Here is a 14,819-nt window from a genome sequence, read left to right as displayed (position 1 = left end):
TTTAGGCTTTCCGGTAGAACCGGAGGTATAGATGATATACGCAGCTGTATCCTCAGGGATTGTTACATCTGGGCAAGCTGTGTTCTGCTGTGATAGACGTTCAGAAATCAGATCGGTATTGAGTATGTGTGCAACAGAAGGCAGGCGCTTGATATGCGTTTCTTGAGTGACTAGGTGTTGTAAGCCCGAGTCTTCAATCATGTACGCCAAACGATCATCGGGGAAGTCAGGGTCAAGCGGGACATAGCTGGCGCCGACTTTCAATATGCCAATTAGGGCCGCGAGCATATGCTGAGAGCGGTCCAGGCACAAGCCAACGCGGTCCCCAACCGATACGTGCTCCTCTAATAGGAGCTGAGCCCACTGTGAGCTAAGTTCATCAAGCTGACGATAGCTTAAGACTTCCTGCTCAAATATGACGGCTTCTTTTTCGGCAAATTGTTGAGCTTGATGATGAAGGTAGTGACCGACAGTGCGAGGGGCGTTGGCTTGTTCTTCATGCCAGAAATGGTGCGTACCTAGGCTACGAGTAAGTAAATATTCATAATCGTTAATAGGGCTGAGTTCCAGCTCGCTGAGTGACTGGTTTAGATTAAAACTACACTGGGTTAGGAGCCAGATATATTCATCGATTCGGGCTTTGATTGACTCTTCCAGGAATAGGTCAGTATTGTACTGGCACTCGATTGTGAAGTGGTCACCGTAGTCGGCGACATTCATAAACTGTTCAAAGTTTTCATAAAACCTTGGGTTTGAGTGGAAACTACATTTTAGCTCGTGAAAATCTAGATGTTCGTCTTCCAAGCCTGTATCAAAGTTGTAAAGCAGGGGTAAAAGTGGAATTCTTGAAGGATCCCTTGCAATGGGTAGCTCTCGAATCAACTCCCCAAAGGTAAAGTTCTGATGTTCAAAAGCGTCTAGAATCTCTTCACTAATTTCGTGTATTGCTTGAGCAACTGATATAGAAGGATTTAGCTCACTGACGATAGGAACTGTCGAAACACAATGACCAATCAAAGAATTCGGAGCGATACCGGGTTGTGCTGCGGTTGGCATTCCTACTGCTAAAAAGGACTCTCCTGTCCAGCGCTGCAAGGCAATAAAATAGATCGCCATTGTATAAGCGCTTAGGCTGCATCCTATGCTGGCTGCACTTTTCTTAATTTCAGTGATTAGATCTAGGTCGACATCAACATCTATTCGGCGCGCATTGAAGGTTCTATTCTTGGGGCGGTCTTTATCTAATATAAGCTCGTAATCGGGAATTCTTTTTGAAAATTTATCTAGCCAATATTGTTTGTCCTCGTTCTCTGAAGATTGACCTGCAAAATCAACAAAAGAGTATGCTTCTTCTAAATCAGCCGAATTTCCCTTTACGGTGCTATTGTAAAAGGCTGACAAATCTGCGATCACGATGCCAAGAGACCAGCCATCACAAATAATATGATGAGCAGTGAATATCAGGTAGTGACAGGTATCCGACTCTTTCAGTAAGCGAACTCTGAATAAAGGGCCATTGACTAGGTCCAGAGGCTCGCGGGCTTCGCTTTCAATAAGTTCTTCAAGAGCTTGTTTTTCAATATTTTCTAAGCCGCATTGAATTTCCTGATAGTCGAATACTCTAAAGCTTGTGCCATCTTCAGAAAAACTGGCTCTGAGAGCATCATGCCTTGCAACGGTTAGCTCAAGTGCATTGATGAGAGCAGGCACTCTGAGCTCTCCTTTAAACTTTAAGGTAAAGGATTCGTTAAAAGCACTTGAAGCCTTTGGATCCATCAGGACAGACGACCATATTTCAAGTTGTGCTGCCGTGGACGGAACCGATTTTATCAGGGTCGGTTTTTGATCAGCAAAGGGGTCGAAATCTACCGAAACAGATTGTATGGTCTTGATTTGGCTGGTCATTAGTTTTGCTCTAGCATTCTGTATTTTCCAGGTTGTTCAGGGTCCTTTATGAACCATGCTGGCTTTCCTTGGGAATCTTTTCCTAATCTAGCTCCTGGAACTGGCGGAGTGTTTTGCAATGGCGCCGTTTCTTCAGTGTTTTGGGTGTTCGTGTTTTTGCTAGGATCGAGCTCGGGAAAGAATCCTAACGACAGCATTTCGTCGACGGCTTCCTCAAAAGCTTTAATGATTGCAGCGATATCTTCATCACTATGAGCTGTGGTAAGGAAACATGGGCGTGCATCCCATATATGGATTCCTTTTTCTCTCAACAGCGTAAATATTAGTTCCTCGTAAGCGATATCTTGGGGAATTTTAAAACGGAATAGGGACTGGCAGTTCACGACTTTGATCGGAGCATGTCGTTGGCTTGCGTACAGGTTCATTTGCTCGACCATTGCAGCGGTCTTGTTGCCCAAATCCTGCTGTATGCTAGGCTCGGCTATTAGTTTATCTAATACTGCATTTGCTGCAGCCATCGCGAGTGGGTGGCGTACAAAGGTTCCCGCAAAGTAGGTTACGCCAACTTCGGGCGATGAGTCATCACCATATCGCCATTGGCCACCATCTAAGGCGTCCATATACTTGGACTTGCCTCCAATAACACCAATTGGCATACCTCCACCGATAATCTTACCGTAGGTTGCGATATCTGCTGGAATATCGAAATGGCCTTGAGCTCCTCGTGGTCCGAGGCGGAAACCTGTAATGACTTCATCGAATATAAGGGCCATCTCATTTTGATCGCATAAGCTCCTTAACTCTTGAACGAACTCTTTAGGCTGAAGTTCTGGGTTTCGGCTTTGTACAGGTTCGATCAGAACAGCAGCGATGTCATCGGCGTTTTCTTCGATATACTTTAAAGACTGTGGGTCACCGTAGTCTAGAATCATTGTGTTGGCGACGGCCTCTCCAGGAATACCGGCGGCTGCTGGTAACGGTAGGCCATTCGAACCTCGATGGACGATAACCTCATCATTGATTCCATGATAGTCGTTTTCAAACATGACGATATGTTCTTTGCCTGTCACTGTGCGCGCTAATCGTATGGCGCCAAGTACAGCTTCAGAACCAGTATTACAGAAAGCAACACGCTCTAGTTGAGTTAACTGGCAAAATTTCTTGGATACCTTTTCAGTTAAGGGGTTCTGGGGGCCGATTTCGTAACCGGTTTCTAGCTGTTTGGCAACGGCCGAGCGAATAAATTCAGCACCATTGCCAAAGAAATTTGAGCCAAAGCCACAGGTGACGTCAATCAAACAATTTCCGTCGATATCCCAAAGGTGTGCGCCGGCAGACTTCTCGACAACAATAGGGTAAATAACCTCTTTCAGTTTATCTCGAAACCCGGAGACTACTCGAGGGTCCGCGAGCTGGGAGCGGTTTGCTTGAGCGAAGTCTTTAGACTTTGAAAACTTGGCATTATAGCGCTGACTAAGCTTTTCCAAATTCTGCTGTTGATCGGCACTGAGCTCATTTGAGCGCTTAACGTTAATACGGGTGCCCGCACCAAAGGGTTTTTTGTCTTGAGTATCGCTTAGCTCCGCGGTGCCGGAGGTTTGTGTAGTGGCAGGTACTGAAGCTTGAACTGGCGCTCCTGCTTGACCCTGGCTTAATTGGTTTAATAAAGCAATTTGACTGTTTACCAATTGAAGTTGCTGCGAAAGCAAACTGTTTAAAGGCGAGCCGTTTGCATTGGTGGTAGTCGCGTGACTTACTGGTAAAGGAGCGGAAACAGAAGGCGTGTCAATGTGAACAGGTGCTTGGTTCGGTGTTGCCACAGGCGCGCTAGTTAAGGCTCCGTCGCCCTCTAACTTTGTCGCTAGCTTATTGAATGAACTATATTCATTCATAAGTTGACGGAAGGTTACTTTGGATTTGAAGGTCTTTTTCAGTTTTAAGGCTAACTGCGTTAAGAATAGAGAATCGAGGCCTAATTCGAAAAAGGTTGCATCAGGATTGGCGTCGTTTAAGTCGATGCCCGAAGTATCTGAAAAAAGTGTTTTGAGTTGGCTGATCGCGTTTGTCGTCATGGTGTCGGCTTCTATATCATTAAATAAGTTGGTTCCAGATACTACTTGAGTCTCCTGAATTGAGACTGGGCTAGCGCCTAATGATGCAATATCGAGAAAGTTGTTATTCATGGCTGCAAACTGTTGTTGCAGCCCTTGGCTAAGTTGAGTCAGGTCGCCCAAGAAATTGGACTGATTACTGTCAAAGCTCTTACTAAGCTCTTGTTCTAGGTTGAAGGCGGAGTGACTGGCCTGTGGTGCTATATAGAAATCTTTATGTTCAAAGGCATAAGGAGGTAAAAACCCCATCGCTGGTTTTATCGGCCTGGCTAGTTTACGCCAGTCGACAGATAATCCCGTTTTCCATATATTGCCTAGGCAGGCGATAAATTGGCTATCTTCAGCTTCTTCTGTTGGCTTTGGTAGGGCCGTTATTATATTAAGGTCATCCTTATCTTCCAAGCATTGGCTAAGTAAGTGAGACGCAACACGTCTTGGGCCGCAATCTATAACAATAAGGTTTGACCACTTGCTTAGCTTTTCAGTGCCACCTTTGAACTGTACCGGAGCTACTATCTGGCTAGCCCAGTAGCGAGTGTCGCTTGCTTGTTCATCTGTAATCCAGTCGCCGCTGACACAGGAAATAAATGGGATACTGGGCTTTTTGCAATGAATGCCCTTGAGCTCTGTGATGAAAGCCTGCTCGGCAGGGATCATCATTGGCGAGTGGAAAGCGTGCGAGGTTCTTAGCTTTGTGCAATGAATACTGGCCTTCTCCAGTGCTTCTTTTGCTTGTTCAATATGAACATCTTCACCAGAGAGAGTGAGTGATTCAGGAGTATTTTGAGCTGAAAGAACAACACTATCCGGAATTAAGTGCTTGATTGCGTCAAAGCTGCTTTCTACGGCTAACATGCTACCACTCGCCTGTCTTTGCATGACTCTGCCGCGCGTTAAAACTACTCTAATTGCCGTGTGTAAATCGAATACCCCAGACAAGGTTGCCGCAGCTAGTTCACCAATGCTGTGTCCCATCATTCCGTCGGGTTTGATACCAAGCTCCATTAAACTTGATGCAATAGCATAACCCACCGAAAACAATGCTATTTGCGTGTTCTCAGTAAGGTGAAGGCTTGGATCATCCGAGAATAGGATATGTATGAGATCGACGTTAAATTCGTCTTTGCATATCTCGATGCAGTTATCCAAATGTGCTCTAAAGAGCGGAAGTTCATTGTAGAGCTTCTTACCCATACGATTAACTTGAGTTCCTTGTCCAGGAAACATAAATATAATCTTTGGGTCCTTTGTAGGCGCGTCTGAAGCATTCTTAGTGAACTGTGATAGTTCACTAAGAATGCTGTCTCTAGTTGTTCCTAATATAGCTTGTCGATACTTCAATGCTTGTCGGTGAAAGCAGTAGGTGTTTTTAAGGTGATCGATATCTGTGTCAGTATTTTTTAGTAGAAATGTTTCAAGTTGCCTAGCTTGATCAGCGAGTGATTTGGGTGAATTTGCACTAAGACACAGTGGTAGTTTTGTTGGTGTCTGTGCAGAAGCAGTTGCCGGCTCAGCGTCATACCCAGAGATAATCACATGAGCATTGGTGCCTCCTATGCCAAATGAGCTGATACCTGCATATCGCTGGCCAATTTCCTGTTTCCAAGTAGCGGTGGTTGTAGCGACAGAAAACGGTGAAGACTCTAGCCTTAAGTCAGGGTTTGGTGATGTGAAATTAATACTGGCCGGAATCTGTCCTTTCGATACAGATAGTGCAGACTTTATTAAGCCCGTGACACCGGCTGCTGCAGTTAAATGCCCCAGGTTGCTTTTGACGGATCCTAGTAGGCACTGAGCTTCAGGTATTTTAGAGTTTTGTTCAAAGACTGCTTTCAGGGCCGATACTTCGATAGGGTCACCAATGGGGGTAGCGGTTCCGTGAGCTTCTATGTACCCTATCTTATCTGCAGTGAGTCCAGCATCTTGTTGTGCTGCCAGAATAACGTTTTTCTGACCCTCTTCGCTTGGGGCTGAAAAGCTGCCTTTTTGAGCGCCATCATTGTTGACTGCTACACCTTTGATAACGGCTGTTACTCTATCTTCGTCTTCGATAGCGTAATCGAGTCGTTTTAGAACGACCAAACCGCCACCATCACTAAACACAGTGCCGTTTGCCTCGCGATCGAAGGGGCGCGTATGACCGTCATGAGACTTGATACTTCCTTCTTCGGGGATATGAGGTTGTTCTTGCGGGAAGGAGAGAGAAGCGGCTCCAGCAATGGCGACCTCGCATTCGCCAGAGCGGAGAGCTTCAACAGCCTGGCACACCGCTACCAGAGATGTCGAGCAGGCAGTCTGAATGTTGACTGCAGGGCCGTTTAAGTTAAGTTTGTGCGCAATTCGTGTTGCGGTGTAATCTTTTTCATTTGCGACCATAGCTTGTAAAGCGCCATAGTCAGCGAGCTTTTCAGGGTTTTTTAAAACATTTTCTAAATAGTATGAATTATTACCGGTACCACAGAAGACGCCAATACGTCCCGGAAATTCGTCAGCAACAATTCCAGAGTCTTCTATGGCGTGCCAAGCTAGCTCGAGCATAATGCGTTGCTGTGGATCTATAAACTCGGCTTCAATTGGTGAAATTCCAAAAAAACTCGCATCGAGAGCAAGAGGCTCTGCAATGATACCTCGAGTGTTAACTTCACCATCTGCTGACGTGGGTGCAAATACATGCAGGCTTTCTTTTTCTGCTAGCAAGTTCTCCCAAAATTGTGGAAGGTTATTTGCGCCAGGTGCATTAATGGCCATGCCTATAATAGCGATGTCACGAGAGCCATCTTTGCGGGAGTTAGTATTTCGTGTCTGATAGTTGTTAGTTCTCACTTGCTTACTAAGATGATTGATAAACGAGTCTATCGAAGCGTATTGAAAAAGCTTATAGGCGGGTATATCTAGCTGAAAGCTTTCATATAGCTGAACTGATAACTGGTTCGCCATGAGTGATGTCATGCCTACATCAACCAGACTTTTTGATGTGTCGATATTGTCGTTACCAAGCAAGGAATAGATCATTGAGCTTAGTGACACTTTATCTGGCACAGCTATTAGCTGCTCTTTCTGCATGCTTGAAACCTGCTCAGCTAACTTACCTTGATTGGCGTGATACTGGGCGAGCATACTCTTGCGGTCGATTTTCCCTGAAGGCGTTGTCATCAGTGCATCGCTGAACAGAAAATGAGACGGCTGCATATAGGCAGGTAGCTCTTGCGTGAGGTATGCTTTGAGTATTGAAGCATCCTCAGAGTTGCTTACAATAAAAGCAATAATCGATTTTTGCGCTTCGCTCTCTGAAACTGTTACAGCTGCATTGGAGACACTCTCATGCTTCATTAAACAGGCTTCAATTTCCGATAACTCAATACGATAGCCACTAATTTTTACTTGGTTATCAGTTCTACCTGAATAAACTAACTGGCCCTTATTATCTGCTGAGACCAAATCCCCTGTACGATAGCAAAGTTGTTCTTTGCCATTGATCGTCATAGTGACAAAGCGTTTGTTTGTCTCTATCGAATTATTTATGTAACCAGTAGCTAAAACTGGGCCGCTAATATAGAGCTCTCCTACTTCTCCAGCTCTGACATTTTGGCCATTATCATTCAATATATTAAGTTTCGCGTGAGGTAATGCGCTACCAATTGGGGGTATTTCCGGCCAATCGCTGGCAGGGGCTCTCATGATAAGTTCGCTTACCACATGAGACTCTGAAGGGCCGTATTGATTTGACAAGCTTGTCTTAGGGAGCTGTTCGAAGATAGACCTAATATCCTCAGTGATAATTAGCTGCTCGCCCGCGGTGATAACTTCTTTCAAGGACTTCGGCACGATGTTTAGTCGAACAAACCATTGCATCAGGTTTTTCAAGGCGACATAAGGCATGAAAATTCGTTCGATTTGATGTTCGAGTATATATTCAGCAAGAGACTTAAAGTCTTGTTTGATCAGTGGGTCAAGAGTGTATAGCGTTGCGCCAAGTGATAAGCTAGAAAAGATTTCCTGGAAAGATACATCAAAACTGAGCGAGGAAAATTGCAAGGTCTTAGGGGCGTAGTTTTCGTTGTAATGAGCATTCTGCCAGTCGATCAGCTTATTTAGAGGGCCATGGGGCATCGCGACGCCTTTGGGGCGCCCTGTTGAACCCGAGGTATAGATTAAATAGGCAGCAGTCGATTCTTCTAGTTGAGCGCTATCGATGCCAAAGTTCTTAAATGCTTGGGACTTATTTGCTAGGACCTGTTCTAAGGTTTCTTCTGTAGGGAATGTTTGACTAAAGTTAATTGATTTGGTCGACTTCGGCGCAAATTCACATACCCTATCACATAGCACAAAGCTCGCATTCGCGTTTTCCAGCATGTATGCCAATCGATCGTTGGGGTAGATCGGGTCAAGAGGAATGTAGGCACAGCCATAGTCCAGCAACGCGATCATACTTGCTATCGCCAAGGGTTTCGATTCGAAATATAGACCAACGTAGCTACCTTGTTCTAGCTCCAACTGTTTGAGCCTGGAATTGATTCCTGCAACAAGCTGCCCGAGTTCAGCATAGCTTATCGAGACTTGATTATCTTGAATCGCTATTGACGTGGGGATAGAGTCAAAGTTTTGTTTGACCGTGTCGATGAAATTCAAGCTGACCTCTTTGCCTTGGGTGTTAGAGTTTATATAATTATTGCAGTGTCACTTACTTCTGAGTGGGAAGCTAGAGATTGAAGCAGTCTATTTCAAGGTAATTTCCTTTAATATCGATCTATTGATACTTCTTTAGTCACTAAAGTTTAAACGGCGTTCTTCTATGCCTTACCCCTGTAGCGGAATAAACTGAGTTAGCGATGGCTGGTGCGATGATTGGCACGGCTATTTCACCAATTCCACCAGGATCAACATTGCTAGGAATTACCTCAATGTATATTTTTGGTGTTTCATTTATTTTAATCAGGGGGTAATCATCAAAGTTATGTTGCTCAATGCGGTTGTTCTGTATTGTGATTGAATGACCTAACGAAGCATTTAATCCATAGAGAATTCCGCCTTCTATTTGAGCTGTCACTGAGTCTGGGTCGATAACGGTGCCGCAATCAACGACACAGTGGATTTCCGTAATTGTAATGCCTTCTTTGTTCTTGTTTAGCAGAACTGTTAATGCAATATAGCTTCCGAACCCTCTATTAAAGGCGATGCCAATATATTCTCCTTTGCTAAGATGCCAGTTCCATTTACTTACCTCTTTTAACTTTTCTAAAAGCCTCTTTGAACGGTCATCGTGTCGAAGTAAATTTTGTCTAAAGAGAAAAGGGTCTGTGTTTTCGTAGTGAGCTATTTCATCTATAAAGCTTTCAGTTGCAAAAACATGATTTGAATAGGCAACGGAGCGCCAAGAACCAATAGGGATACCGTGATCTAGCGTTTGAAAATAGAGTGACCGATTGGGAATATCGTATGGGAAGTCAATGGCACCACCACTTATTTTCCCCTCTGACGCCCCAGAAGCTGTGTGTCTCCAGTGAGTAATCTTCCCTTTGTCTATTTGGGATTCTATACGGTGAGATGAATAAGGTCGGTAGAAATCATTTTGTATATCCTCTTCTCTTGACCAGAGTAATTTAACCGGAAAGTTGAACTCTTTTGCAATGATGACAGCTTCGGTAACAAAGTCCTGCTCCAGTCGACGACCAAATCCTCCTCCTAAAAGAGTGGTATGAACTCTAACATTATCAGATATTCCAAGTTTACGAAGAACTTTTGAACTCCATTTACCAAGTTGTGTGTGGTATGCCTCTCTCGCTGCACCAAGGGCCATCATTGGATGTTGAGTTGGTGCCCATACGTCACAGCCATCATCGTGAATATGGGCGGTACAATTGATCGGCTCCATACAAGCATGAGCTTGATACGCGCTGTGATAATCAGCACTGATACCTTCTCCTGAAGGGAAGGCGTTGCCGAATTGTTTTACGAGCTTGCCAGTGTGACTTAAGGCATCAATAAAGTCTCTTTCTATCTGAGCTTGGTTTAGGTCATTATCTGTTTCGGAGTGCCATGTAATATTTAAGGTTGATAAGACATTTTTCGCTAGCCAATAGGACGTAGCTACAACCGCAACGGCGTTATTTAGCTTTACTATTCCTTTAACACCGGAGCTTAATTGCCTTGTAGTGGAGACTGACGCTAGTGTTGATTTAAATGTGGGGGCGTGAGTAATTGCAGCATAGTGCAAGTTTTCCAGCTCAGTATCGATACCATATTGTGCCTGTCCCTTGACGATGTCGTGAACGTTTAGGCTAGGGTTTTTGTTCCCTATAAAGTTAAATTCACTAGGTTTTTTAAGAGCAGGATTTTTAGGGGGGTGGAATGTGCTGGCCAGCTTACTCAAGTCGCCATAACTAATGTGCTTTCCTGTTTGCTGGTTTATAACTTGGCCATTTTTGGTGCTTAAACTTTGTTGATCAACCTCCCAAGTTTGGGCTGCTGCTTGTAGTAGCATGCCCCTGACACCTGCAGCCCCAGTTCGAAGAGGGAGCCATAGTGACTTGATTGAGCTACTTCCACTGGTTCGAAGTTGGGCATGCTTCGTGTCCGCGTCAGCCAGCTTGATTTCTATAGTTGACCATTCTAAATCTAATTCTTCCGCTATGATTGCGGGTATTGCATTAATGATTCCTTGCCCCATTTCGATTTTGGGTAAGGTAATGACAACTCGATTGTCTGTGTGAATACTTAGCCAAGCTTTTGGTGAAAATGCTAGGCTTTCAGTATTCCATTCATTACAGCCATTGAGAGAAATGCCAAGTGAAAGGCCTACACCGGCGCTAGTGGTTAGTTTTAAGAATTCTCTACGATTAGTATCCATAAGCTGGTATTCATAAACTATCTAAGGTTTGAAGAACATGAAATCCATATCAGAGTCTGCAAATGTAATTCGCCAATTTTTTATATCCTGTGCTTGCATTAGATTGCAGGCTTCACCTTTACAGTGAAGCATAAATAGATCACCATGAGGACGTTTTATAAAAAGTGACTTCTTCAATTCGTGTTCCATGTCCAGGTTGATGCCTTGATACATGATTGCATCAACATTTTTTTCTAAGGCTAACTTTTCACTTAGCTTGATTAGATCAGGGTAGTCTGAATCTGGAGCTAAGTAGTCACAAATTGCTAGAACCTGTTTTCCTTGCCACTCACTAATCATTGTAACCAAGTAGCTTGATAGGTTTTCTCCTTCGTATAGGAAGTGAATGTCGTAAGGGTGCTGTGATGGTGTTTCAATGTAGCGCCACTCAAAATACTCAGCATTCTTTCTAATGTTGAGTATTTTGAGATTATGTTCCTTGTTGTATAGGTATTCTAAATCCTTCTTATAATTCTCAACTTGGGATATCGGTTTTATCGTTTTTCTAGTTCTTACTAAGTGCTTTAGTCGAGTAAAAAAACGAACGCCCCAGGCTATTGTTGGATAAATTATAGTACCTTTTACCCCATGGCCTTGTTGGGTGCTAGAAAATCCTTTTGCTGTAAGAGGTTTAATATAGAAAGCTATATTTCCAAGATTGTACCAGTTCAATCTTGTAAACATCGCTTGAGCAGCTTGAGATATCCCTAGGCCTATAACGAAATCATGTTGATCCATGAGCTTTTTGATCAAAGCAACGCCTAGGCCTCTCATTCTCCATTTTTCATCGACCGAGAGGTCAATGGCACAGCACCCTGAGTAAACCTTATCGGCATAATTAACCGTACACTTTAAACCATACTGGGTGCCGACAACATCATTCCCGTCCCAAGCGATATATCGGGGGTTTTTGATGTTATTTGAAAATAGCCAATCGTTGTACTCGGGGGAGTGTCGCAAAGGGCTATTTACAAAAGCTTGTTTAAGGAATGAGTCGACACCTTCCGTTTCATTGTCTGTAACGGTTTCACGAATTCGATCCTTAAAACGCACGGCAAGCCTGTCAAAAACTTTTTGTTGATTGTTTTTCGTTTGGCTTTTTTTAGCACTCATCATTACCAACCCAAATCAACCTTGTCTATTAACTGTGCATGGAGGTGTAAATATTGAGTTGTTTTACGTTTGCTTTCAATATCATTGTAAATAAAGTCTGCTTGTTCAGTGCTCGTGTTTAATGCTTCTGCTAACTCTGATGATGGCTTTTCGTTGTTATAGAACCACAGCGCTACATCCATTTTGTTATATGGAAGAGCGAAGTAAAATTCGTCCTGCCCCTGGCTTAGGCTGTAGGTGTCGGTAGTGGGGGTGGCACTACAGATTTCTTCAGGCAGCCCTAGGTGACGAGCTAATTCATATACTTGTGTTTTATATAGGTGAGCAATTGGTTTGATGTCTGCTAAACCGTCTCCACCTTTGACAAAGAAGCCTTGATCATATTCAACTCGATTAGGTGTACCCACTACAGCATAGTTCAGCCGATCTGCATGGAAATAGTCCATATTTTTACGGATACGTTGCTTAAAGTTTGTTGCTGCTACAATTGTCAGGTACTCATTTAAACCCAAACGCTTTTGCTGCTGCTTGCCGGACGGGTCTTCAACGACAAGTTTGAAGTGGTTAATTTGTCCTTTAGCCCCTCCATCGATCACTATTTTATTTTTCCAACCTTCGCAATACTCTGGGAAGGTCTTTTTGATCGCTTGATCGCGCCATTCATAACAACCTATTGCTTCTAGTGCTGGGGCAATATCTTGAACTGTATACTCGATGCCGAGGTGCTCGGCTAGAGCTCTACCTCTCTCTAAGCTAGTTGAAGAAGAATCTGTTTCTGGCATTAAGATTCCAAATACTTTTTTCGGGCCAAGTGCACTGACAGCTAAAGCTGCACTAACTGAGCTGTCTATTCCACCAGATATTGCGACGACCAAGCCGCGACGGTGTAGCGTTTTTCGTAAGGAGTCTCTAATAAATCCCCCAATGCGTTCTACCTCAGCTGCATGGTCTAACTGGGTGTATTGTTTAAGTAGGTTTTCAACTTGGCTATTCATTAGTGATCTCTTCTTTCCGTAAATGAGTTATTTGCGCGCATTGGCAAAGCTTGCTAGCTCGTGACGTTTTATTTTTCCGCTACTTGTGCGAGGAAATTCACTGACCCAGAAAATTTCCTTAACTTGTTTGTGAGGCGGTAGATTTTTCCGGCAATGATAGCGGATCGGTTTTGGGTCTTCACCAAAGCCCTGTTTGAGAATTACAAAAGCAGCGATGACTTCGCCTAGCAGCTCGTCTTTGATTCCAGTGACAGAAACCTCGCTAACAGCATCACACTCCAGGATAACTTCTTCAATTTCTTCTGGGTGAATACGGTTAGCGCCAGATTTAATCATTTGTTTCTGGCGGCCTTTGATGTAATAGAAACCATCAATATCTCTGTAGCCCAAATCGCCGGTGTGTAGCCAGTCACCTGTAATTGTTTGTTCCGTAGCCGTTGGGTTGCTCAAATATCCTTGCATGATATTGTCTCCCTTGGCAATAAGTTCACCTGTCTCGTTTGGCCCCAATAGTTTGCCGCTTTCATCGCTAATCGCTAACTCTACATCAGGTATTGGGATGCCGATTGAGCCGGCTTTTTCTAGTAGTCTGGCTGGCGGCAGGTAGGTGAGCCTTGCTGACGCTTCAGTTTGTCCATACATGACGTAAATATCGGTGTTAGGTAGTGCCTCTAGTAACTCTTTGGTAGTCGTAACACTCATACTTCCACCTGCCTGGGTAATATATCTAAGTTGCGGATGTATTTTGGCAAAGCTAGTCTTATGTAAAAGAATTTGAAATGTTGAGGGTACACCAGAAAAACCCGTAATGCTTGCTTTGTTTAAGTCTTCAGCAATGAGTTTAGGGTAGAGCATTGACTGCCCTAAGCAAATACTTGCCCCAGCATAAATATGAGTTTGTAATACTGAGTTGCCGTAGCTGTATGTGAATGGTAATACGCAATAGGTGCAGTCGGTCGCACTTAAGCTCAGGTATTGGACAATTGATTGAGTATTAGCAAGCAGGTTACTATGAGAAAGCATGACACCTTTAGGGTCTCCTGTGGTGCCAGAGGTAAACAAGATTAGCGCGTTGTGCTCAACAGCTGGGATTACCCACTGGTCTAAGTCGGGTTTCGCTGCTTCCGTGTCTAATAATAGCTCAAATTCATTTGCCTCTACCTTGAGGTGTTGAACTGAGTTTTCTAAGTTTATTGCCAAATTATTTTTGGTGATGGCTAACTTCGCTTGAGAGAAATCCAGAATATGTTGAACTTCTCGAACAGCACTTTGGCTGTGCAGTGGAATAACAGTAATGTCTAGAGACCAGCAAGCATAAAGGAGAGCGATATATTCAGCGGAATTTTCCAGGCATATAACAGCTTTGTCGTTGCTAGGAATATTCAATGATTTAATCTTCTTCCTATAGATGTTAACAAGGCAAGCTAGCTGGTAATAGCTAAGATTCCTTGCTTCGTTAACACTATATGTTACGGCAGTCCGGTCTGGAGTAGAATGAGCATGCTTCGCCAGCGCACTTAATATGCTTGCTATCGTCATACTATGCAGATTTCTTAGAAATATAAGCTAGTAGGTTGTTGATTGAGTCAAGGTTTTCAGGAACCATCTCTTCATCTTCAACGGTGATGTTAAAATCATCCTCAAGCAGTGCAATGACTTCGAGTATTCCCATGGAGTCTAGAATGCCTTTATCCAAAAAAGAGTCATCATTTTTGAGTTCGTCTTGATTGTCTGTGAACATGTAGTTCTCAAGGATAAATGTTCTTAGCGTTGCTTCATTGCTCATAGTGTTTCCTAAATCTTAAATAA

The 14,819-nt window shown here is 43.7% G+C and carries 7 protein-coding genes; all 7 read right to left on the bottom strand.

All coding sequences use genetic code 11. The features are described 5' to 3' along the window. Nucleotides 1-1,905: condensation domain-containing protein (locus A3756_RS18960; RefSeq protein ID WP_156490603.1), on the bottom strand; the 1,905-nt coding region annotated here is incomplete at its 3' end. Continuing rightward, complete coding sequence (locus tag A3756_RS18955; RefSeq protein WP_068554300.1) at nt 1,905-8,645, bottom strand: type I polyketide synthase; 6,741 nt, start codon at nt 8,643-8,645, stop codon at nt 1,905-1,907. The genes A3756_RS18955 and A3756_RS18960, both read right to left, overlap by 1 nt. Nucleotides 8,646-8,784: 139 nt before the next feature. Further along, nucleotides 8,785-10,863, bottom strand: a complete 2,079-nt coding sequence (locus tag A3756_RS18950) for a molybdopterin cofactor-binding domain-containing protein (protein ID WP_068515303.1) — start codon at nt 10,861-10,863, stop codon at nt 8,785-8,787. A gap of 21 nt (nt 10,864-10,884) precedes the next feature. Next, entirely contained in the window at nt 10,885-12,018 is a 1,134-nt protein-coding gene (locus A3756_RS18945; protein ID WP_068515295.1) for a GNAT family N-acetyltransferase, read from the bottom strand. Next, nucleotides 12,018-13,010, bottom strand: coding sequence for an NAD(+) synthase (nadE, locus tag A3756_RS18940; protein WP_068515293.1), 993 nt, complete (start codon nt 13,008-13,010; stop codon nt 12,018-12,020). The genes A3756_RS18945 and nadE overlap by 1 nt, the downstream gene beginning before the upstream one ends. 27 nt (nt 13,011-13,037) lie before the next feature. Continuing rightward, complete coding sequence (locus A3756_RS18935; RefSeq protein ID WP_082865367.1) at nt 13,038-14,549, bottom strand: class I adenylate-forming enzyme family protein; 1,512 nt, start codon at nt 14,547-14,549, stop codon at nt 13,038-13,040. 1 nt (nt 14,550) lies between these two features. Then, a complete protein-coding gene (locus tag A3756_RS18930) occupies nt 14,551-14,796 on the bottom strand; it encodes an acyl carrier protein (protein WP_068515291.1) in 246 nt (81 codons plus the stop codon). Nucleotides 14,797-14,819 lie beyond the last annotated feature (23 nt).

It is taken from the genome of Oleiphilus sp. HI0086 (assembly GCF_001635225.1).
Note: the sequence above shows the minus strand (reverse complement) of the source record. Positions and strands in the feature narration are given on the sequence as shown.